Annotated in this window: 17 protein-coding genes; 6 read left to right on the top strand and 11 right to left on the bottom strand. The window is 59.9% G+C overall.

From position 1 onward, the window contains the following. The first annotated feature begins 12 nt into the window (after positions 1-12). Together ACXAG8_RS08325 and ACXAG8_RS08330 are read left to right on the top strand one after the other, a co-directional pair. Positions 13-1,329, top strand: coding sequence for an O-antigen ligase family protein (locus ACXAG8_RS08325; protein WP_475223380.1), 1,317 nt, complete (start codon positions 13-15; stop codon positions 1,327-1,329). A gap of 133 nt (positions 1,330-1,462) precedes the next feature. After that, complete coding sequence (locus ACXAG8_RS08330) at positions 1,463-2,563, top strand: glycosyltransferase family 4 protein (protein ID WP_475223381.1); 1,101 nt, start codon at positions 1,463-1,465, stop codon at positions 2,561-2,563. Positions 2,564-2,903: 340 nt separating this feature from the next. Here the strand turns inward: ACXAG8_RS08330 and ACXAG8_RS08335 are convergent, their stop codons facing one another. After that, positions 2,904-3,845, bottom strand: coding sequence for a sulfotransferase (locus tag ACXAG8_RS08335; RefSeq protein WP_475223382.1), 942 nt, complete (start codon positions 3,843-3,845; stop codon positions 2,904-2,906). Between the two features lie 350 nt (positions 3,846-4,195). On the opposite strand from ACXAG8_RS08335, the gene ACXAG8_RS08340 reads away from it, so the two are divergent. Next, on the top strand, positions 4,196-5,512 hold the full coding sequence (locus ACXAG8_RS08340) for a lipopolysaccharide biosynthesis protein (protein ID WP_475223383.1): 1,317 nt from the start codon (positions 4,196-4,198) through the stop codon (positions 5,510-5,512). A gap of 62 nt (positions 5,513-5,574) precedes the next feature. Further along, positions 5,575-6,735 carry a glycosyltransferase family 4 protein gene (locus tag ACXAG8_RS08345; protein ID WP_475223384.1) on the top strand — a complete coding sequence of 387 codons (1,161 nt, stop codon included), beginning with the start codon at positions 5,575-5,577 and terminating at the stop codon, positions 6,733-6,735. Between the two features lie 51 nt (positions 6,736-6,786). On the opposite strand, the gene ACXAG8_RS08350 is transcribed toward ACXAG8_RS08345, so the two are convergent. Next, positions 6,787-8,358, bottom strand: a complete 1,572-nt coding sequence (locus tag ACXAG8_RS08350) for a carbamoyltransferase C-terminal domain-containing protein (RefSeq protein ID WP_475223385.1) — start codon at positions 8,356-8,358, stop codon at positions 6,787-6,789. 560 nt (positions 8,359-8,918) lie between these two features. Here ACXAG8_RS08350 and ACXAG8_RS08355 point away from each other — a divergent pair. Together ACXAG8_RS08355 and ACXAG8_RS08360 are read left to right on the top strand one after the other, a co-directional pair. Continuing rightward, on the top strand, positions 8,919-10,697 hold the full coding sequence (locus tag ACXAG8_RS08355) for a carbamoyltransferase family protein (protein ID WP_475223386.1): 1,779 nt from the start codon (positions 8,919-8,921) through the stop codon (positions 10,695-10,697). A gap of 5 nt (positions 10,698-10,702) precedes the next feature. Then, positions 10,703-11,560 (top strand): polysaccharide deacetylase family protein, encoded by an 858-nt coding sequence (locus ACXAG8_RS08360; protein WP_475223387.1) that lies wholly within the window; start codon positions 10,703-10,705, stop codon positions 11,558-11,560. Positions 11,561-11,610: 50 nt separating this feature from the next. On the opposite strand, the gene ACXAG8_RS08365 is transcribed toward ACXAG8_RS08360, so the two are convergent. The 9 genes from ACXAG8_RS08365 to ACXAG8_RS08405 form a co-directional block, all read right to left on the bottom strand. Continuing rightward, entirely contained in the window at positions 11,611-12,717 is a 1,107-nt protein-coding gene (locus ACXAG8_RS08365) for a peptidoglycan-binding protein LysM (RefSeq protein WP_475223388.1), read from the bottom strand. 44 nt (positions 12,718-12,761) lie between these two features. Then, a complete protein-coding gene (locus tag ACXAG8_RS08370) occupies positions 12,762-14,024 on the bottom strand; it encodes a type 2 periplasmic-binding domain-containing protein (protein WP_475223389.1) in 1,263 nt (420 codons plus the stop codon). A gap of 23 nt (positions 14,025-14,047) precedes the next feature. After that, entirely contained in the window at positions 14,048-14,833 is a 786-nt protein-coding gene (locus tag ACXAG8_RS08375) for a PP2C family protein-serine/threonine phosphatase (RefSeq protein ID WP_475223390.1), read from the bottom strand. 3 nt (positions 14,834-14,836) lie between these two features. Beyond that, positions 14,837-15,889, bottom strand: coding sequence for an FHA domain-containing protein (locus ACXAG8_RS08380; RefSeq protein WP_475223391.1), 1,053 nt, complete (start codon positions 15,887-15,889; stop codon positions 14,837-14,839). Between the two features lie 210 nt (positions 15,890-16,099). Beyond that, positions 16,100-18,244, bottom strand: coding sequence for a serine/threonine-protein kinase (locus tag ACXAG8_RS08385; protein ID WP_475223393.1), 2,145 nt, complete (start codon positions 18,242-18,244; stop codon positions 16,100-16,102). 340 nt (positions 18,245-18,584) lie between these two features. Further along, positions 18,585-19,865 carry a dynamin family protein gene (locus ACXAG8_RS08390; RefSeq protein WP_475223394.1) on the bottom strand — a complete coding sequence of 427 codons (1,281 nt, stop codon included), beginning with the start codon at positions 19,863-19,865 and terminating at the stop codon, positions 18,585-18,587. Next, positions 19,862-21,904, bottom strand: coding sequence for a dynamin family protein (locus ACXAG8_RS08395; RefSeq protein ID WP_475223397.1), 2,043 nt, complete (start codon positions 21,902-21,904; stop codon positions 19,862-19,864). Before ACXAG8_RS08395 ends, ACXAG8_RS08390 begins: the two co-directional genes overlap by 4 nt. 67 nt (positions 21,905-21,971) lie before the next feature. Beyond that, positions 21,972-22,835: a hypothetical protein gene (locus ACXAG8_RS08400; protein ID WP_475223398.1), complete on the bottom strand. Its 864-nt coding sequence runs from the start codon at positions 22,833-22,835 to the stop codon at positions 21,972-21,974. Between the two features lie 23 nt (positions 22,836-22,858). Beyond that, complete coding sequence (locus tag ACXAG8_RS08405) at positions 22,859-23,260, bottom strand: hypothetical protein (RefSeq protein ID WP_475223399.1); 402 nt, start codon at positions 23,258-23,260, stop codon at positions 22,859-22,861. Positions 23,261-23,335 lie beyond the last annotated feature (75 nt).

The following is a 23,335-nucleotide window of genomic DNA, read 5'->3' on the forward strand; positions in this document are numbered from 1 at the left end:
TAGGTGAACGACATGAGCCAGCACACCCTGACCGGACCGCACGACGCCCCGCACAAGGATGCGGGGGCCCGTCTGGAGTTTGCGGTCGTCGCCATTGCCGTTTTCCTGTCGCCTATGAATTATTTTCGGCCGGGGTTCATCTATTTTACGCTTGGTGATTTCTTTATGGTCCTGGCCTTTGGCGTGATGCTGGTGCGCAACCGCGTGCCGCTGCGCCCCTTGGGGGCCGCAACCGGGCTTTGGTTTGCTTCGACACTGGTATTTCTGCTGGGCTTTACGATCAGCTCGGTGGTGAACGGAAACGCGGTCGATGGCTCGGTCGGTGTCCTGCAATATTGTTTTTCCTTTGTCATTCTGCCGTGCATCCTGTTGCGCCGCACCATGGAAGAAACGCAGAAACTGCTGTTGATCTTTGCCATCGCGATCACGCTGGCGATGATCCACGGGTCCTATTACGTGAATGTTTCCAAGGGCCTGAACGAGTTTGCCAGCGCAACGGGCCGCCTAAGGGGCGTTTTCGAACGCGAGAACGAGGCCGGGGCGCTTGCGGCCTATTCCATCGTGTTTCTGCTGTGGTTGCGGGCGACGCACAGTATTGGCCTGATCGTCTTGTTCCTGTTGGTGCCGCCGCTGCTTTACGGGTTGCTTCTGACCGGGTCGAACTCGGCCTTTTACCTATTGATCCTTGGCGTGGGGTTGTTTGTCATCCTCACCGGGTCGGTCCGGGCCACGGCGGGGATGTTCATCGGGGTCACGGTCTTTTTCGTGGCCGCGATTTTGTTTGGCGAGCATTTCCTGCCCGAAGTGTTCCTGAATCGTGTGTTTTCCGCTGTCCAAGACGGCGACCTGAGCGAATCCGGCACGCTGGATGAACGGGTTTTCCTGATTTACGAGGCGTTGGGTGTTGGCAACAGGACCGTCTGGGTCGGGCTGGGTATGGACCAATATGAACACCAAAGCTCGTTGGGGGCGGCGGTCCACAATGTGTACCTTCTGACGCTTACCGAAGGTGGAATGATGTCGCTGATCGGATTGGCGGGGATATTCTGCGCCTGTTATTTCGTGATCTGGCGGTATCGGATGTTCTTTGGCAACGCCAAGAATACGGCGCTGTCGCTGACCGTTCTGGTGATGATGCCGCTGATCCTGAACACCAGCCCTCATTTCTATGGCCGGTTTTGGTTCGTGCCGTGGATGCTGGGACTGTCGGTCTGTCTGACAGGCCGGGTCATCGCAAAGCCGCAGGCCGATGCCGATGAAGCCCCCGAGCAGGCAGTCCCCTGGCGGAATGATCCGGACCTGATGGGTGCCGGACACAAAATGTTATGAGTGTTGGCGGCTGTCCGCGTGACGGGCGCGCCAAAAGGAGTTTGTGCGATTGCAAATGATGAATGATCCCAAGCCATCCAGGCCGGGCGTACGCCCCCGGATTGCAGTTGTCGCAAATCTTACTGCATCTTTGTTGAATTTTCGGTTCGACCTGCTCAGGGAATTGTCTGCGCGGGCCGAAGTGATCGCCTGCGGGCCGGAACGGCATGAACGGACCGAAGCCGCGCTTGCCGAAATCGGGGTGCGGTTCGTGCAATACCCGCTGTCGCGTGCCGGGATGAACCCGATGGAAGATGTGCGAACCCTGCGGGCGCTTTTGCGGGTCTTTGACGAGTTCAAGCCCGATATCATGTTCGCCTATACGATGAAGCCGATCATCTATGGGTGTCTTGCGGCCCGAATGAAACGCGTGCCGCGCATCTATGCGATGAATACAGGTCTGGGATATGTTTACAGTTCGCACAACCTGACCCTCAAACGCCGGATCGTACGCAATGTGTCATCCATGCTGTACCGTATCGCGCTGCGGGGCGTTGATGAGGTTCTGGTCTACAACAAGGCGGACGAGCAAGAGTTTCGCGCCCGTCGGTTGATGGACCCTGACACCAAGCTGAGCATCGTTCCCGGATCGGGCGTGAACCTGGATTCCTATGCGTTTTCGGTGCCACGCAGCGCGCCGCCGGTCTTTTTGATGATTTCCCGTCTGTTGCGGGAAAAGGGCGTGTTCGATTTTGTCGAAGCGGCACGCAGCCTGAAGGCGAAATACCCGCATGTGCGATGTCAGTTGCTGGGGCCGATTGATGCCAACCCGGATTCCATCGGCCAGCCCGAGCTTGACGCCTGGGCGCGTGAAGGCGTGATCGAATATCTGGGTGAGACCGCGGATGTGCGGCCCTATCTGACGGATTGCTCGGTCTTTGTTCTGCCATCCGCCTATCGCGAGGGCATTCCGCGCACCATTCTTGAGGCGATGTCGACGGGGCGGGCGGTTGTCACCTCGGATGCGCCGGGCTGCGCTGATCCCGTGATCGAGGGAAAGACCGGGTTTGTCGTCCCGGTTCGCAGCCCGGATGAGCTGAGCACCGCCATGGCGCGTTTCGTCGAGAACCCGGATCTTGTGGCGCGCATGGGGCAGGCGTCCCGAGAAAGGGCCGAGGCCGCGTTTGATGTGAAAATCGTGAATACGATTCTGCTGCGCAAGATGGGGTTGCTGGGGGCCGACGAAACCGTGTGATGCAGGCAGGGGGCGCGACCGGGCAAGAACCAAAAGATCATTTTGTGCTAATTGATCGAAAATATGAACGGACTTTTCCCAAATACAGGCGCTAATGCGCAGATATTAAAGAATTTCCCTACGGGAATTCCCTAGGGGCAGCGGGAATACGGGAATCCCCTAATACTCAGGCGTGATTTGGTCGGTTAGCTTGAACTCAACTGAATAACGACCGGTGAGGCCCAGTGCCTGACCACTCACTCGGCAAATGACCAGCATATGGGGTGCTGGTCATTTTGTTTTTCAGGGATTGGGTTTGGATGGTCTGCGATTGATGCAGGCGCGTCGCCGTGATGCGGGTCTAGTTGCCCGGCACCTGGTACCCGTAGCTGCCCAAATCAAGCCCGCTGAGCTGTTCAAGCTGCGCGTTGGATTCCGCGAATTCGCCGTCGAACCGTTCGGCGATGGTCCGTTTCAGCCGCGCGCCAAGCATGCGGTCCAGCTTGTCCGGGAACAGGCGACCGATGGGCCGGCTGAGTTTTCCGAACCGCCGAACAGCATTCGGAATTGGCAACAAAGCACCGGCACTTAGCTGATTGTCGCTAAGGGTGCGATTCGCAATCCGCTGAAGAATCTGAAAACTCTCGGACCGTTTCCGGTTTGTCTTGTCAAATTCGCGCGCATGGTCGGTGACCCCGGCAAAGCCGCAGAGCTGCGAAACGAAGGAATCCGAGTCCTGGATGAACTGTTCATAGGTCAGCCCCAATACCCGATCTTTGCCAAACAGGTTCTGGTAGTATTGGAACAGGTGGTGATATTTGTAGAAATCCGGTGAAAAACCCGGCATCCGACGCAGGTTCGGCTCGGTCTGGGCAAGGTATTTTTTCAGCGATTTGTGCCCGCCATCGGTCACGTATTGGCTGTACATGGACAGGATGCTGGACCGTTGTTCACGGAATACGACCAGAACGCAGGCCTCGGGGAACGTATCATACAGGCGGTTGGCAATCAGCGTGCTGTCAAACCCGCCAGAAGCCGGATAGCCCGAGAAACGCTCGTGCGAGAAAACCGGCACCTTGCCGCTATCTTGCGATTTTTTAATGAAATTTTCGTACTGCCCGCGAACATCACCCGCGTCATAGAGCATCGGCTTTGGAAGCACGACCTTGTTTGAAAAGACGTATTTCTGTTCGTTCTCGGGGCTGCAAAACGGCGAGTCGGGCGCCGTGAACAACTGTTGTTGCAGCGACGATGTGGCTGTCTTGTGATAGCCGATGTGAATGAGTACGGGTGCTTTGTCCATTTGGGGCCGTCAGACTGAAACCAACTTGGACTGTACAGGCCCGGGTTGCCGGGATAGGGCCCGCAAGGGTGTCGGCTTTTCGGTCCGGCCCCTGCAATATGATGAAGAAAACACTCGCAACTTCGACAACCCTTTCGAATTCAATACTGGATTTCGTATTCAATCTACGCTTTCGTGCAACGATACAATCCAAGAATACAAAATGATAGGAATAGAAGCGACAAGAGTCGTCGAGTGGCGCGATTTCAGAACAGGAAAGGTATTTGTGCGATTGCGAGTTTTAGGGGGGTTGTTTGCCCCAGGATCACGGAGACCGGATTTGGCCGATCTGCCGGGCAGCGCGTGAAAATATGACGGGACGAAGTTCCAGGTCCCTGATGCGGCGACTGGCCAAGAACATGTCATGGATGTTCTTGTCACAGATCCTTGTGGCCTTTTTCGGCCTGGCCAGCCTGGTTGTCACGGCGCGGGCGCTTGGCCCGGCGGCCGTGGGCGTGCTGGCGCTGGTGGATGCCTATGTGCAGATCATGGACCGGCTGTTTAGGCTTGAGCCCTGGCAGGCGGTGATCAAATACGGCAGCGATGCCCTGACCCAGGAAGATTCTGTGCGGTTCCGCCACCTGGTCAAGCTGTCGGTCGTTATCGACATTCTGGGGGGAATAGTGGCCGGTGCCGTGGCCATCCTGCTGGCGCCGCGACTGGCGCCCTTTATCGGGCTGCCCGATGGCCTGGGCGCGGCCTATATCACCCTGGTTGCGATGGGCCTGTTCCTGTCGCTGCGCCCCACCGGGATCGCGGTGTTGCGGATATTTGACCGCTTTGACGTGCTGGCGATTTCCGACATGGTTATCGCGGGCCTTCGTTTTGTCGGTATCGTCATCGCCTATGTACTGGACCTTGGCATATGGGCGTTTCTTGGCCTGATGCTGATGCACCAGGTCCTGACCGGGCTGGTGGCCTATTTTCTTGCGCTGCAAGAGCTGCGGCGCCGTGGCCTGCTGTCGTTCCTGGGGCTTAAGCTGTCGCGCGCCCTGTCCGACAATCCCGGATTTCTGCGGTTCCTGTGGAATTCGAACTTTAACGTGGTCCTCAGGCAGTCGACGCAGCGGCTGGACATCCTGGTTGCGGGCGCCTTGCTGGATGTGACGTCGGTCGGGTTTTACCAGGTCGGCAAGCGCATCATGACCAGTGTTGTCCGGATCGGTGGCCCGATCCGCCAGGTTCTGTACCCCGAGATGACCCGTCTGTGGGCCGCGCAGGAGTTTGGCAAGTTTTGGCGTCTTGTGCGCATTGTCTCTTTTGCGATGCTGGGGGTATCATTGCTGATTTCAATTCCGCTGGCCTGGAAGATGCCCGAATTGTCGGTGATGCTGTTCGGTCCTGACTTCCGCGCAGCGGCCCCGGTAATGACCATTCTGATGTATGCCGCGATCCTGTATCTTGGCGCGCTGGTGCTGAACCCCGCTTTGCTGAGCATGGGGTTGGACAGCGCGCTGGTCAGAACAACGATCCTGTCCACGGCGATTTTCGCCGCATCTTTCCTGCCGCTGCTTTACGGGCTGGGAATAGAAGGGATCGCGCTGGCGCATGTGCTGTTCAACCTGGTCTGGACCATTGGCTGCATTTTGGCGATCCGGTCATACCTGGCCAAGAACCGGGACACATGACAAGCCGGACAACAGCAACACCCGACAGACATGATTTCAACCGACCTTAACCGAGACGGATAATGCCGAAACGAATTCTATTTCCCTTTGAAGGCGACAACGTGATTGGCGGCAGTCATGTATCGGCGATGAAACTGGCCGCCGCGCTGGATCGTTCAAAGTATGAGCCATATATCCTGGTCCATTACGAGGCAGGCCCCGCCGCGGATTATGCCCGCTCGTTGGGGCTTGAATACGAAGTGCTTGAACAACCGCGGCTGATGTCTCCGGGGGGGCTCAGCTATCCGCGTGATTGCGGGCCGGGCGGCTATCTTTTGTCCAGTGTCCGCGGTTTTGCCTCGGTCCTGTCGCGGATCGGGGCCGATATCGTGCACACCAACGAAGGCCGGATGCATGCGAACTGGGCCCTGCCCACGCGTCTGGCTGGCCGCAAACACATCTGGCATCACCGGCAGGACCCCAGCGCATTCGGGATCAACAAGCTGGCGCCGCTGCTGTCCAACCACATCATCAGCGTTTCGCATTTTTCCAAGCCGAACAAGCCTGTGCGATCGGTGGATGACAGGTTTACCGTGGTCCGCAGCCCCTTTGACTTTAACCCGAACCCGCCGGATCGCGCGGCAAGCCGCCAACAGGTTCTGCAGGAACTGGGTTTGCCGGAGAATGCCATGCTGCTTGGGTATTTCGGGAATTTCGTCACCAGAAAGCGCCCTGATCACTTTGTCCGGGTCATTGCCGCTGCGCAAAAGGCGATGCCGGATGTCCCCGTGCACGGATTGCTGTTCGGCAGTGTGGCCGAAAGGGACGAGCCGCTAAAGCAGGCGTGCATCGACATCGCGGCGGATGAAGGCATCAGCGACAGGATACATCTGATGGGCTTTCGTCAGCCAATCGACGGTTATATGGCCGGGATGGATGCCAATCTTGTGACCGCGCTGGACGAGCCATTCGGGCGGACGTTGATCGAGGCGATGTATCTTGGAACCCCGGTGGTCGCCACGCGCCACGGGGGCAATGTCGAGGCCATTACCGAGGGCGAAAACGGTTTTCTGGTGGACCCGTTCGACCCCGAGGCCTTTGTTGCGCCGATTCGAACCTTGCATGATGACGCCGAAACCCGCGACCGGATATCCGCTGCGTCGCATAAATATGCCAGCACGAATTTCGGCCTGTCCATCCATGTGGAAAGCGTGTGCCGGATCTACGATCAGTTGCTGTCGTGATCCAGGCAACGCAACCGCCGGGGCCTGTTTGGCAGGCCCCGGTCGTAATTGTCACTTGGCGTCGATCCTGTAGAACGTGTTGCCCGCGACAAAACCATCCAGGCCAACCAGCTTGGCGTAATGGGCCAGATCGCTGGTCTTGTTGATAAAGCCCGAATTCTTGAAGTTCAGCGACGTATTGCACAGGACACCAACGCCCGAGATTTCCTTGAACTCTTTCAGCAGGTCATAGAAAAACGGGTTCTGATCCCGCGTCACCGTCTGCACACGGGCCGATCCGTCCACATGGGTCACTGCCGCCAGGCTGGGGTCTTTGACCGCGTGGAAATCCAGCATATAGGGCGCAGGGCCGGACAGGTCGAAATGAATTTCGGCGTCTTCCTGCAGGCAGGACGGGGCGACCGGGCTGTTGCTGGCCCGCCCTTTGATCCGGTTCAGCTGCGCGCGGGTTTCAGCCGTGAAAGGCGCGGCCAGAATCGAGCGGTTGCCAAGGGCGCGCGGCCCGATTTCGCAATTGCCACGGGTCCATCCGATGATCTGACCATCCATAAGAGCCTGCGCAACCTCGGACAGGTTCAATTCAGACACGCGCAGCCCGTCCGTCTCGACCTTGTCGTCGATGAACGCCTGGCCGGAATAGACCGACCAGTCCAGCTTGGCCCGCCCGGTAAAATGGCGCATCGCATCCACGGCGGTGCCGATGGCACAGCCCGAATCACCCGTTGTCGGGGGAATGAACACCTCGCGGAACAGGCCGCTTTCCTTCCAGCCCGTGTTCCAATGCCCGTTCAGACCGCATCCGCCCGCAATAAGAAGCGGGTAGTTTTCGTGCAGGTTTTGCTCGGCGAATTGGCGGAATTTCTGGAAAATCGCGTCTGACAGCTTGGTGGCCAGGTTTTTCAGCTTTTGGCTGTCGGTACCGATATTGAAGAACGGCGAGTTGACGTAAGAGCTTTTGCGCAGGGGGTCCGTGGACATGTTCGTTGACAGGATCTGGTCGATCAGCGCCTGTTCGTCGTCGTCTGCGGGGCCGTTTTCGCCAAAGGCGCAGGCCGCCATCAGCCGGCCGGGGTCTTCGGGGCGCAACTTGCCGCCCGAGATCGGAAATTCCGGGTCGGCCAGCGCATAGAGAAATGCAAACCGCGCCCCCGGAGCGGTCATGACCTGGCCCCGGTGGTGGATATTCAGGTCGCGGTCGATCTCGTAGAAATCACCCAGCGCGCCTTCCCACAACAGAACATAGCAAGGCTCGCCCTGCTGAAAGGGCGACAGGGCATAGCTGCACCAGATATGCGCCCGTTCATGGGTCGAGGAATAGTAATCGACGGTCTTGCCGAAAAAGGTCCGCTTGCCGATGTTTTCCGACCCGGCGCCGGTTCCGAAATATCCCGCGCCCGACGTGGTCACATGGTCCACACCGCTGGCGGACCACCCGCTCAGGGCGAGGATGTCGGGCAAATCCTTGAACCACAGGCTTGCGTCGATGAACGTGTCCGGCGTGACCGGGGTATATCGCGGAAAGCTGTTCTTTTCCGCCTCATAGGAAAACAACAGCGAATTCGACGTGCTGTCGATACCGGCGACCGTGCCGTCATGCCCTGATTTGAACGACAGGATTTTCATGTTCTGAACCTCAATACACAGACCTGTTTACCACTTACCAACCCCGCAGCCGAAGGGCCCGGCACCCGAATCTGATGTGGCTCGCAGAGATTGCCCGCTGGTACGAACCCGGTGGGTGCGAATCGACCGTAATCTTTCAATTGCCAGTATAATTTGGCCGCCGGAAAACGGGCGTCTTGGACAATCATGCAAACCTAAAAACGAATACCGAACCAAAAGTCGCGTTGATCCCTTGCAGCCTAACAGAAGGCAATCGGGCCGGGTAGATTATCTTTGCCCGCAGCGGCAAGTCCGTTCGGTCAGGCCTTAACCAGTCAACGGAAGGGCCAAATCGGCGGGATTGTTCACGGCGCGGGGTGGTGCGAAAGGACTGGCTGCAAGGCCGCGCATAGGGCCAAACCACTGGCAAGGGGCACGAATTCGGCCAATATCCGGCATTGTGATCGCGGTGTTGCAAATTTTTGGCAAGGCGCAGGGGTCAATCGGCTTGCACCGACAAGCCTCTGACCGTTAGTCTGTGCGCGTTATAGGCAGTTATTTTGGCCAAGGGTGTTTCAAGTATGTCAGTGGTTTTGGGTTTGGCAACGATGAGCAACAGCGCAGCGGCGCTGTTTCGTGACGGTAAGTTGATTGCCGCAGTCGAAGAAGAGCGTTTGACGCGTGTCAAAAATGACGGCGCGTTCCCGCATAACGCGATCAACGAGGTGCTGCGGATCGGCGGGCTGACGTTTTCGGACGTCGACGAAGTCGCCGTTTACTGGCAACCCTGGCGCATGGTCGGACGCGGTGTCGGAACGGTGCGCAAGATCCTCAAACGTCCGTCGGCCGCCAAAAGCGTGACCTCGCGCGTGGGGGCGTTGTTCGCAATGGACAACACGGCCGAGGCGTCGACCGATAGCGGCTGGATGGACCTTTTCCGCATCCGCAAGATCCTGACGTCGGAACACGGCGCTGCCGAATTCAAGCTGCGCTATATCAATCACCACCTGACCCATCAGCTATACGCCGAGGCGATGCGGGACTGGGACAGCTTCGTGTCGCTGTCCTATGATGGCGGGGGCGAGGAAAGCTCGACCATCATCACCACCGTCCGCAACGGCAAGCGCGACGCCATCGCCGACCACCGCTGGCCCAACTCGCTGGGTCATTTCTATTCCGCGTTTACCGGTTTTCTTGGCTTCAAGATGCTGGAAGGCGAATACAAGATGATGGGGCTTGCCCCCTATGGCAAGCCGATCTACCGCGACGCGATCTTGCGCGAGGTTCTGATCCTTGAGGATAATGGCGGGTATCGGCTGAACACGGCGCTGTGTGATTACCATTCCGCGCTGCGCGGCGAGTTCCATCCCCGTATGGAAGAATTGTTTGGCCCGGCCCGTGAGCCCGGCACCGCGCCGGATGAGCGCCACATCGACCTGGCCGCCTCGGTTCAGGCCGCGTTCGAGGATGCGCTGCATCACATCCTTGCGCCGGTGCGCAAGGCCAACCCGGACCTGCGCAAGCTGGTGATCTCGGGCGGGTGCGCGTTGAACGTGACCGCGAACGGTACCTTGATCTCGGACGGGACATTTGACGAGGTGATCATCCCGCCTGCACCGCATGACGCGGGATGCGCGGTGGGTGCGGCCCTGGCCTGTATCCCGACCGGACAGATTGATCTGGCATCGGTTCGCAGCCCCTATCAGGGCGCAGAGTGGAGCGATGAGGAAATCACATCGGCCCTGAACGCGACCTGCGAAAAGCCGCAGACGGCGCTTGAGCCGGACGCCTTTATTGACCGTGTGTCCGACCTGCTGGCCGAAGGGCGCATCATTGCCTGGTTCCAGGGGCGGGCAGAATTCGGTCCGCGCGCACTTGGAACGCGGTCTTTCCTTGCCGACCCGCGCAAGGACAGCATTCGCGATGACCTGAATGCCAAGATCAAGAAACGCGAACATTTCCGGCCCTTCGCCCCCAGCGTCGCCGAAGAAGCCGCGCCCGATTTCTTTGAGATTGAACAGACCAGCCCGTATATGAACATCGTCGCGCGGGTTCGCGATGACCGGGCGGCGGATATTCCGGCGATCACCCATACCGACCAGACGGCGCGGGTACATACGGTGTCGCAAATGGCGAACCCGATTTATCACGCGTTGCTGACGCGGTTCGGAGAAAAAACCGGCGTGCCGGTTTTGTTGAACACGTCCTTCAACATCCAGGAACCGATCGTTTATTCGCCAAAGGATGCCTGTGCCACGTTTGCGGCATCCGGCGTCGATGCGTTGGTGATCGGAAACTATGTGGTCCTCAGAGAGGCGCTGAGCGAGGAAAGCCAGGGCAAGACGCAGGCGGTGGCATAGCCCCGGTGTTTCTCAGCATCGACTTCGAAGATTTCGCGCATGACCTCAGGCGGGTTTTGGGTGTCTGGGACACCGGCCCGCTGCGGGTTGATGCGTTGTGGCGCAGCTTTGAAACCATCGACGCGTTCCTGCGTGCGCGGGGCGGGCCGCAGGGCAGCAAGGCCACGTTTTTCTGCACCGGTGTCATTGCGGATCAGGCGCCCGACTTGATTGCCCATATCGCGGGGCAGGGGCACGAAATCGCCTGCCATTACCATTTTCACGACAGCATGACGACCCAGCCACCGCATGAGGTCGACAGGATGCTGGCGCGCGCCAAGGATGCGCTGGAAAAGGCCGCGAATGCCCCTGTCCGGGGGTTTCGGGCACCGCGGTTCCATCTCTACCGCGAGCAACCAGAGCAATACAAACTGATCGAGCGGCATTTCAGCTATGACAGCTCCAGCTTTTTCAGCTCGGCGGATGCGTGTGCGCGGTTTGCGCGCAAGATGGCCCTGACCGATCTGAAACTTGTTCCGCTTTATGCGGCGCGGTTCCGGGGGCGGGGGCCAAAGGTGCGGCTGGGCGGCAGTTACCTGAAATTCGCACCGGGGTCCGTGGCGCGTGATTTGATCCGCCAATCAGGCATGGTCGGCATTGCCCCGCATGTCTATTTGCACCCTTACGAATTCTCGGAAACTGCCGATTTTCAGGTTTCGCGGGCTGATCTGGGGGCCCTGGGCCCGGTCAAATCCGGGTACTGGGCCCTGCGTCAGAATCAGTGGCTGCGGTTCGGCGGAGACCGGCTGCTGGAAAAGGTTGCCGCCCTTGTTCCGCCCGAAGGGCTGGATGGGCGTCTTGACGACTGGATCCTGCATTCATGAAAAAAGGCCGGTCCCCAGGACCGGCCTTAGTCTGTCGTGGAACCGAGGGATCAGTTCGACGCTGCGTTCAGCTTTTCGTTCTGCTCGCGTAGGGTGTCGGTGATGATCGCGTACCATTCACCGGATTCGCGCATTTCGTTCAGGCCCTTGTTCATCATTGCGATGTACTGACGCGCATAGGGGTTGGTCCGGTGCGCCAAAAAGCTCATGGATGACAGGGTCGACACGAACGGGTTCTCGACGATGTCGGTCGAGGTCAGGCCCATTTCGTTCATGGTTGCCGCGAACAATTCAACTTCGAATGCGGCGACATCCGCAGTGCCCGTCAGAACGGCATCCAGACATTCACGCGCCGATTTCGGTTGCACGACGGTCGAGTTTTCGCGGTTGATGCCGACCTCTTCGAGGACAACCATGCTCCACCCTTCCATCCGGCAGATGGTCGCGCCAACCAGGTCGTTGAAATCGGTTGCGCCGGCATAACTGCTGTCGGGCAGGGTGTAGAAGCCGCCAACGACGTCGTAGACGGGGACCGAGGCCACGAACTGGCTACAGCGGGCTTCGGTTTCGGGCGACCACTCATAGGTACGGTTGGCGCAATCCGGGACGGTCCAGGCAATCGAGATGTCGAACGCGCCCAGCGGCAGCAGTGTTTCGAGGTGCGAGTTCCAGTCGTCCACAAAGCTGACCGAATAGTCGCGGTTGTTGCCGGCACGCTGAAGGCTGGTCGTCGCCAGGCGGGTCATGATACCGCCGCCGCTCAGCGTTTCGGTGGTAAAGGGTTCCCATCCGTTGCCTGCAACCATCTTGATCGGCGGCGCGTAGACATTCGAGCGTTGTACGCTGGCCGCGCGCTTTTCTTCAGCGGCGATAATGTCTTGCGCGGATTGGCCGTTTGGCAGGCTTCCGTCTTCACAGGGCAGCGCAAGGACCAGCCCGGGCTCAAGCGCGTTCGGGTTGGAAATGACGTTCCTGTTTGCGTTGAAGATCGGCTGATAGTTCGACGTGCCGTAGGCCGCAATGGCGATGGTCGCCATCGTGTCGCCATCAGCGACGGTATAGTTCGAACAAGCCTCCTGTGCTGCGGCGGCTCCGGCGCTTAGGGTGGTGACGGCCACTGCCGACGTCATGACTTTCTTAAGGTTAAATTCCAACATGTCCACTTCCTCCAGACTATTGTTTTGTCAGGCCGATTGGGGCCTTAGCCATTTTCCATTTGATGACGTAGGGCGGTCGACACGATGTCGCGCCATTCGCCCGATTGCTGCATGATTGCCAGACCCTGATTGAGTGTCTCAAGGATCGCTTTCCCGTCGGGATTATCCTTGTGGGTCATGATGTTAAGTGACTTGATCGCCGCCAGGTTCGGGTTCTCGATGATCTGGTGTTCATAGCCAAGGCGCCGGATGGCCTCGATGGCCAGGTGCGCTTCGATGGCTACGATATCGGCCTCGCCGGTCTTGACCGCGTGAAAGCAATCGTCCGGCGAAACCAGACGCAAGACCGAAACTGCCGGTTCATAAAGGCCAACCGAATCCATATGCGAGGTCGACCAGCCTTCGGGGCGGCAGATGGTTGTTCCGGCGAAATCGGCATAGGTCATTGTCGTTTCGTATCCCGACCCATCAAGGGCAAAGAACGTATCCACGACTTCGTAGAACGGATCAGAGAAGTCATAGGTGTCGCAACGGGAACGATCGCTTTCAGACAGCGCCTCGGGCTGTTCACAATTGGGCTGGGACCAGGGGAAGGTTCCGTCAAAGGCCAGTGTCGGCATGAGCAGGTCCAGGTGCGACGACCAGTCGTTGACGAACTGGATCTTGTAGGCCTGTTCGGGGGCTGCACGCAGCAGCGCGGTTTCCACAAGGTTGGTGTACAGCCCGCGATGGGGCAGCGCCTCGTCCGTGAAGGGGGCATAGTTGCCGCCGGTGATCAGCAGCAACTGACGGTCCGGCATCGCTGCGCGCTCATCTTTTCCGGCGTCGCGGATCAGCGCGGCACCTTCGGCGCGTGCGGCCTCAATTTCGGCTTTTGCGGCGGTGCGGGCCTCGATCACGGCGGTTTCGCTGGCTTTCTTGGCCTCTGCCTCGGCTGCGGCGACGCGCGCCTCGGCCTCGGCAATGGCGGTGGCGGCGCGTTCTTCGGCGGCCTTGACCAGTTCAGCGGCCATCTCTGCTGCCATGCGCTCGGCCTCGGAATCACCGATGGGCTGTGTCAGGCCTGCATCTTCGAGACAGGGGAAAGTCAGCAGGTCGCCCACACGAATGATGTTGGGGTTTGATCCGATGACGTCCCGGTTTGCATCGTAAATGAACCGGTAATCCTCGGTCCCGTAGGCGTGAATGGCCAGCTCGCGCAGGCTGTCGCCGCGCTGGATTTCATAGGTCGAACACGCCTCTTGCGCCGAGGCCGCCCCGGCCGCCGCGGCAAGTGCAAGGCTGGATATGATCAGGTGTTTTCTCATGGGCTCTGCTTTTTTGACTTGGTTCATTGTCTTGTCGGTTTGACGACGGCGATGGAAACGTTGTCCTGATCGGGGTCCGCCTTGGTCTTTAGCGCCCGCAGCAGGGCGTCGGCGATGTCGCGCGCCAGCGATTGCGGATGGTCGTCCAGGATTGTCCCGATTTCCGCGTCGCTGAGATATTGCAACCCATCGCTGCCCAGCAGCAAAAGGTCGTCACCCCGCAGTTCCAAAGGCTGTTCCGGGCAGTCGACCTTGGGAATGGCCGCACCCATAATGACCGACGTCAACTGGTTGCGGTCGGGATGTTGCCTGGCCTCGGCCTCGGTCAGGGTGCCTGCGGCAACCTTTGCGTCGATTTCAGGGGCAAGGGAATGGTCTTCGTTGATCTGGCGCAGCACACCGTCGCGATACAGGTAAAGCGGGCTGTCGCCGATCGAGATCCAGTAGACACGCCGCCCCAGCATCAGAACGCCCAGCATGGTCGATCCCATCCGGAACCCGTTGCCCTGCGCCGCGCCATGGCTGGCAACGGCGGCATTGGCCTGCATCGCGGCCAGCGGCAAACAGTCGGCCAGTGCGGCCTCGGCGGCCCCGGTTGCCTCAAGCTGAGCGTCCAGCGCATCCCGCCAGGCCGTGATGACCAGGTCCGAGGCGACCTCGCCAGCATCGTGGCCGCCCATTCCGTCCGCGACGACGACATAGCCTGCATTTGTCGCATCAAAAACGTGGGCCGCTATCGCGTCCTCTTGCGTGTCACGCTGGCCCGGGTCGAGGACCAGCGCGATGTCATATGCCGGTGTTGCCAGCATCCGTCAGGAATCCCGCCAGTCAAAGCCATCGTCGCAGAAGGCAGTGAACCGGATCGTCGTTTCGCTGATGCGGATGAGGTCTCCGCCGGACAGGGCAACGGTGCTGAGAACGGGCTTGCCGTTCAGGCGAACCAGGTTCGCCTTGCCGCCATGGCCCAGATAGCATTTGCGGTCCTCGGGGTCATAGGCGATCACGGCGTGGTTGCTGCGTGAAATACCGGTGTCGCCGAAATCCAGCTGGATGGCCTGATCGTCGTTGCGGCCGATTTGCATCAGGCCTTCGGTCAGGGTGATGCTGGCACCACGTCCGGGTCCGCTGGTGACAACCAGCCAGCCGACGGGGAAGGTTTCCGGCGCAGTTTCGCCCTTGGCAATCGGTTCCGCGGTTTCGATCATGTCCTGGACATGCGTATCGGCGCGTTCAAAACCCAGAAAGGTTGTTTTGACCCGCGATTTGCGGTCGCTGGCGGGCGCGGATGAGGTCGCAGGTGCAGGGGTGGGAACCTGCGCTGCCGGTTGCTGATCCTGCGGTGCCTCGGCCTGTGCGACCTGAGGCGCGGGTTCGGGGCTTTCTTCGACCACGTCGTCGACCGGCGCAGGTGTGTCTACGGGGGCCGAGGCCTGGGCCACGGCGGCCAACATGCCGTCGTCATCATCCGCGTCAGGTTTGGCCGCATCGGAGGGGGCCAGGCGCAGGGTTACGACCTGATCTTCATCTGTGGTTTCGGTGTCTGCCTGCGGCGCTTCGTCCGTGGGTTCCCCGCTGTCGGGCGCGTCGTCCTGAACGTCTTTTGGCGCGGTGTCCTCGTCAGAGACCGCGTCAGGCGCGTCGCCTTGCGGGAATTCCGGCATCTTTTCTTCGGGAATAAGCTCTTCGGTTTCCTCGTAAGCTTCCGTTGCCATGTTGCCACCGGCAAGAGCCTCGCGCAGGGCATTGAAATCGGCAATTGGTTCGGCCTTGGCCACTTCGGGTTCCGCAGCGTCCTGTGTTTCGGCTTCTTTGGCTTTGCCGGCACCTTCGAGAAGCCGGCTCAGTGGGCTTTTGTATTTAAACATGGTGACGACACCTTTTTGAATTCTATGCACGGGGATGCATTGTCCCGTGGGGCTGCTGGACACCGCTGCGCAGTTGCGCAGTGGCACTGATGAAAAGGGAAACCAGGGAACTCTTAATCTTCCGCGACGGGCCGGTCCCCGTCAGGCTGGCGGTCTTGGGCGCCAGCCTCAGCAAACACACGCAGGCGGAATTCACACGAACCGGTCAGATCACTCCTGTGCAAGCTGCATGACCGCAGCCGTTTCGGCCCCGTTGCGCAGCACGGTCAGCTGCGCCTGGGGTTTGTCTTGGGACACGAGCGTGTCCAGCACGGCATCGAAACTCTCGACCCCGTCGATATTCATCTCTGTCTGCGCCTCACGCAGCAGGACATCACCCATCTGCAGACCATCGGCGCCGGTATCCGGCAGACCCGTAACCACGGTTTGCCAACCGGCCCCGTCGGCGTTGCGCGTGGTCAGCGAATAGCCGTTCGCCAGCCCGAACATCCGAACAACCGGCAGCGCCAGCAGCCCGTTTTCGGGCCGGGTCTGTCCCAGCGGACGGTACCGCGCGGCCACACGGGTATAGCCGTCTGGGTCAACCTTCAGGTTGGCAAGCACCTGCGTGGCCAAAGTTGCATCATCCGGGATCGGGCTGCCGTTCAGCGTATAGATGACCGCGCCGCGCGCGACCCATTCGCCGATGATCCTGGTATCCAACGCGGGATCAACCCCCGTGACCGCGATGACCGTGCCGGTGGGAACCCGGCGCCGGGCGGTGGAAAACGGGATGTCGACATCCCAATGCCCAAAGGCGATTTGGGTTTCGGCAATATTAGCCGCTGTGGCGGGCTCTGGTTCCGTGGTGGCTGCAATCTGGGCCTGCTCTTTGCCCGCATCGGATGCGGCGGCAGTATCGGCTGTTGCGGGTTCGGCCGGGATCACGTCCGGCTCTTGTTGTTGTGCCTGCTCGACAGGCGGTTGCTCTGCGGCCTGATTATCCTGGGTCGGCGCGCTGGTTGGTTCCGGCGTCGCGGGTGTGGCCCCGGCCGTTTCGACGACCTGTTCGGCGGGGGCAGTAATGGTATCGGTTGTTGCTTCTTGCTTGGGCGCATCACCAGTCATCACGACATAGCCGCCCGCAGCCAGTGCCGCGATTACGGCCAGGGCGGCCACGCCCATTTTGCCGCCGCTCGACGAGCTGCTTTGAACAACCGTGTCAACTGCGGCGGGGGTCTCATCCTTGGGAGTCAAACCGGGGACCGAGGCGTCCTTGGCCTGGTCATCGCCCAGAACCAGGTCTGAATTTCCTGCCAATAGCGCGGTAACCACGGCCTCGGCATTTTCGCTTTCGGCCTTGATGCGGGCCTTTTCCTCTTCGTCATCCTTGCGATCCAGCGCGACGATGACCGACACCGGGCGATAGGCGAAAGTGTCAAATTCCACATCGGGGCCCCGGAACATGCGCAGCCAGTCCAACGCCGTTTGCAAACGGTCCGTTGCGTGGACTTCCATCGCCTTGTCAATCGCTTCCAGAAAGCCAAGCGGATAGCCGGCAAACCGACCCGCAAGCGGCGCGTATGGGTCAGTCTGGCCATTGTTGAACGCGTTCAGGCGCGTCTGGCCGTCAACGGGGCGTTCCCCGCAAATGGCGTGGTACAGGGTAGCGGCCAGAACATACAGGTCGCTGCTGGGCCCCTGTTCGGCACCGCGGACATAGAATTCATGCGGCGAATAGCCATCCTTGATGACGCGCAGGGTCAACAGGGCCGCAGACTTGTGCGCCGCCTGTTCACGGGCCGCACCAAAGTCGATCAGGATCGGTTCGCCATTTTCGTCGATCAGGATGTTGTCTGGCGAGATATCCCGGTGCAACATGCCGCTTTGGTGGATGAAAGACACCGCTGACAACATCTTTTCCGTGACCTGAACGATAAAGTCGGGGCCGGTCTTGTTGGCCTTGTCTTCAACATAATCCAGCAGGTCGCAGCCGCGGATAAGGTCCATGGCGATATAGGCGGTGTCGTTGTCTTCAAAGACCTGGTGAACGTCGACAATATTGGGGTGGACCAGGCGCGCATGGTTGCGGGCCTCCTGGATGAACAGGTCGATGATGGCGCGCAGGTCTTCCTGGTGCGCGGGATCATTCGGTTCGACCAGATCGCCATTGCGGCGGCAAAGCGCGCCCGGATAGCATTCCTTGATGACGACATCGCGTTCCAGGCTGTCACGCGCCAGATAGGTGATGCCGAATCCGCCATTGCTTAGGAAGCTGATGATCTCGTACTGCCCGCGCAGCAGTTTGGCGCCCGGTTGCAGCCCTTGGATTTGTGGTTCGTCGTGCGATGCACCGACAGCCTGGTTGTGGCTCATTTCTACCCGCCCATATTACTCGATTTGCGGTATTGATAACCGGGCGACAGCCCACGAACTCACAACCAAATACAACCGCAGGACACTTGAGAACGGTTAGACGGTTCAAATTTGACTTTAATGGGGCCGCCTCATGGCTTCACTAAGGATCGTTTTCGGCGGGTATCAACATGTAGTGATCTTCATTAGGTAGGTCGCTATATATTGATTAACTGGGGTGAAAATTCGGGGGCAGTCCCTGGCAATATCAGGGGTTGGTCAACGAAACAGAAACAATGGGGAATCGAATCCTGCCGGTCCGATTCGGCGTTTCAGTCGATCAATCTATGCGAGAAAACCCTCAGGTGCCGGTCCGGCTGTGCCCCGGATCGACGCTGCTGCCGGCCCAGGCCAGGCTGTCGCTGAGCTGGGTCAGGATGTTGATGGCGTCCTTGACCGGGGCGTCACCGGTCTCGAACTGAAGCAACAGCAGCAGGTCAGTGGCCTTTTCGAATTCGGATGGAATCCAATCGCCCTCGGGGTCGATTTCGGACCCACCATCCAGCCGTTCGGCAAAATCCTCGACGATTTCCTGGCAGCTTTGCAGGAATGCGGCGGGTTCGATCTGGGATGCCTCACGCAGGTCTTCGCGGATGCTGGCGATGGCGGCAAGCCAGTCTTCCAGGATGGGGTTGTTCAGGGGCGGAAGGCCCGTTTCAGCCGTGGCAAGGCTGTCGCTTTCAAGGCCCGGGGCGCCATCGGGTTCGGTCAGGGCCTCAAGGCGCGGCAGAAAATACTCGGCAAGGTCGGCACGGGCGGCGTCCAGATCGCTTTGGCGCCGGGCCGATGCGGCCTCAAGCACATGCTCCGCCAGCTTTTGCCCGCCGCAATTTTCCCAAAGGTCGAAATCCGGTTCCGGTTCCTGTGCCATCGCGCGCACGGCGACCGGGGTTCCGATGGGAACAACCGCGCGGAACATGCCCGACTTTTCCTTGTTCAGCCGCGACAGAACCCGGTCCAGCGCGTCGCGCACCGGCGGCAGGTCGGTATGGGTTACGGCCAGGATGCTGTTGTCGCGCAGCTTTTGCGGCACTTGTGACCACAGATGCCGTTCGGTTTCCCGCCAGGCATTGGTACCGTTCGAGCACCAGATCGCGCAGTCGACGAATTTCAGCAGATCGAGGGTTTGCTTGTACGTGTCGTCCAAAGCACCCGATCCCGGCAGGTCAAACAGGGAAATGTCGCGCAGGGCAGGGGTGTTTATTCCGACCGAGATGAAATCGGGGTTGTCGGCGGCGGCCTTTTCCAGAACGATCCCGGAATAGGTGACGGGTTCGCGGTTCCACCAGCCGACCGTGGTTTCGGGTGTTTCCGAAAAGGCGACGATGACCAGTGGCAGTTTCAGATGCTGCGGCCCAGTCGGCAGGATATCGGCCCCGGCCAACATGTTGGCAAGGCTGGATTTTCCCGCCCCGAACTCTCCGGCGAAGCCGATAGAGACAGCATTTGACAGCCGTTCGGCATGGGCCAGGGCGCGCTCGCGCAATTCGTCCAGGTCCGGCGAGGATGGCAGCGCCTCGGTCGCGGTCAAAAACCGCTCAAGCTGCCGCACTTCCTTTTCGGTTCCTGGAAAATCAATCATTCCGCAGCCTCGGCCTGTCTTTCTGTCTCGCTGTCCGACCCGTAGATGCTTGCCAGTTCGTCAGCGATACGGCGCGCCCGGTCGAAATCGGCCTGCGCCTGGGTTCGTTCGCATGTTTCACCGGTTCCGGTCCGGTTTTCAAGATGGCCCGCAAGCAGCGCCATGTAGTGGTCCAGCACGGTCGTCAACCGTTCCAGCATGTCATTGCGCGCAGTGTCGACCAGATCGTCGCCGATCATCTCGAACTCTTGCACGATCATCCTTTCGGCGCGCGAAACCACGCTTTTGCGCGAGATCAGGCGCGACAGCCACGACACCCGCAATTCGACGGTAATGCCACGGGTCAATGCGGTTGCGTCCGGGCGGAACCAGCGCACGGCGCTGGTATTCATGCGGCTGTCCACCGGGTCGTTCCAACCGGGCAGGGCGCGCAGCGCCGCGTTGCTTTGCATGTCGATGGCGTAAAGCTCGCTGAGCATACGCTGACGCACGACCTGCGTTGCGCCTTGCACCAATTCGCGCATCCGATCGCGCAACGGGGTGAAATTCAGCTCGGTTTCGCCGCCCTTGGACAACAAAGGAGACTGCCCGTCCGGGCCGCGGACAACCAAAGTGACCGCTTCGGCAACCGTATCATCCATGACGCCGCGCAGATTGGCCAGGACATCGTCCATGTCCTGGGTGATCTCGGCCGTTTTCTCGGCGACAAGATTGCGCAGCGACGTCAATGTCTGGTCGTTCTCATCGGCATTGACCGTGGCGCCCTCGGTGCTGTCCCGCAGCGCGCTCAGGCGGACCTTGCTGCGTTCCAGCTCGCCCTGGGCAAAGCTGTTGAGATGTTGCCAGGCCATGCGCATTTGCGCCCCGCGCGGGCCCTCGATCAGGGCCGAGGTCACGTGGCGGCGCAGGTCCGGCAGCCCCGAAGCGACCATGGCGGCATAGCGCAACACCGCCTCGCGGCTGATCGGGCCGGGGCCTTGCTTGATCTCTTGAACGCCGTCCAGATATTGCTGCATCTGTTCGGGATGCGCGCGCAGCCAGGCCAGAACGTCGTCATGGTTGACGCCGGTCTCATCGCCGGTCAGGGCGAAATGGGCCCATTGGGCGCTGCCCATCAACACGTCGATATCCGAATTGCCAAGCGCCTTGTGCAACCCGTCAAGGACATCGGCCTTGACCTTGTGGCCGTCCTCGGCCCCACCGCCCAGTTCATCAACGCGGTTGATGAAAACGACGATCTGGCCCAGTTCCAGCGCCTGCATCAGCCGGAACAGTTTCAGGTCGGCGCGCGACAGCGCCTGATGCGCAGAAAGCACGACGACGAAAAAGTCGGATTCCTTGAGATACTGACGCGAGATTTCCTCGCGGATCAACAGCGGGTCATTGACGCCGGGCGTATCCGTGACCGTCAGCGGAAAGGGGAAATGGCCGATGTCGAAATAGACCTCGGCCTTGCGGGTGATGTCGCTGTACAGACCGCGATCAGAACCGGGGTCGTGGCCGTCGGGATCGGTCGGGTCGTCGCCCGCGCAGACATAGCGCGCAAGATCGTCGGTGGTCAGGTCTTCCAGGTCATGATGTTGGCCCAGCAGATGCTCATAGCTGTCACCAAGGCGCAGGCGGGCGCGGGTCTTCATCGCCTCGACCTGCTCTTCGATCATCTCGCGCTTATAGCTGTCTTCGTCATCCGGGAACATGTTGCGCAATTCTTCGCCCTCGGCGATCAGCGCCTGCCACTGACGGTTGTCGAAGAAATGGAACTCTGCCCCGTCGGTCCGCCCCGAAGGGTGGCCGAAATGCATGTCGGTGATCACCGTCGTCCACGGGTTCACATCTGATGGAAGAAACTCTGCCTGTCCGGTGAAGCCATTGATAAGGCGCGATTTCCCGGCCTTGATCTGACCGACAAAGGCAATCGAGGGTTTGAGGTTCGACAGATCGTCCTGAATGCGCGAGATGAACTGACGGGTTTCGTCATTGCTGATCTCGTTCATGTCCGCCGCTATGCGGATCAATTCCTTGCGGTTGGCTTCGCTCATACTCTTTACCCTGACTACTTAAACGCGATGATTATAGAAAAATTTGTTTCAATAATGACGGGAACGCTCATTCCTTTGCTCCCGCGATGGAATTCCAGGCCGAGATGACAGCCCCCAGCTTGCGCGACTGGTGAACCACGGCGGTTGTGCCGGACCCGTCGCGCAACAGGGCAAGTGCCGCGCCCGTACCGCCGGCGGGTCGCATGACGATAAGCTGAGGATGGCCAAGCGCGGGCGCAGTGTCGGCGTCCCATCCCGACAGGTCTGCGCTCAGGCGGTCAAGCAGCGGTTGATCGGGGTGCAGCGGCTGCCCCTGGTCGCAGGCCCCGTCGGTTTCCGGGGGCGTTCCGTCCCCCTGGTCCAGGACGCGGCCCAACGCGAACTTTCCGGCCATGTCATAGAACTGGCGCAGCAACAAGGGCTGGTCTGCTTCGGCCTGGGGCCGGGCGTCGGCCGTGTCGGATACGACCGCGATAACCGGTTCCGCAGGCGGGGCGTCGGGCAGGTCGATCTGCGCGCAGGCGGCCGCGATTTCGGAATAGGTGACCCCGACATCGTCGGCCTCCAACGCGGCATCGGGGCGCCGCGACGTCATGTGCAACGGTCCCGGAGCGGTTGAGAGGTTCGACACAAGCTGCGCCACCTTGTCGGTCAGATCTTCACGGGATTCCGTTTCGAAATCCGGCACCGCACCGGTACTGGCCGCAAATACATCTGTCACGCGCGAGCTGTTGACCTCGATCGCCATGCACGTGCCATCGGACGCGTTGAAGTCCAGCCGACGGGGCAGGACGGTTCCGCGAATGGCGCGCAATATGTCCTGCCTGCGGTCTGCGGCGGTTTCGCCGGGCAGTTGAACTGCCGGTGACAGCCGCGGCGTCGCGGCGCGCCCGATGTTTTCGAGCATATCCACAATGTCTGCACTTGTCATGCCGTGACCCCCTCTGGTCCCGTCTAAACTGCTGCGGTTATCGACCCCAGGCTGAGATGTGATTTCGTCAGCGCCAACCCGACATTGGCGCTGTCCCGACAGATGTAGCAAACCACATGTTCGGGATAGTCCGCGGTTCGCAAGAAGATGTAGAGATGGTCATTCGAAAACACCGCGATTTCCCCAAATCCGGTTGTTTCACCATCCTGTATACCGCTTTCGTTCAGCAGGGTTTCAAAGGCCCTGACCCCGTGACCCTGAAACAGGTTTGCCACCGCAATCGCCAAGGTATCCAGCGGTGCGCCGCTGGTGTCGCCGGTGGTTACCGTTCCCAGCAACATCCCGGTTTTCATGTCCACATACCCGCCTGCGATGCAGCCGGGTATCGTATCCATTACCGCGCCTATTTCAGTTTCGATCGTCATCCGAGCTTCTGCTCTTTCTGTAAGTTATTGGCGCAACGGCTTGGGGCCGTCGCGCCAGATCCTGCTGCCGGTCAC

It is taken from the genome of Ruegeria sp. ABD4_443, assembly GCF_056160865.1.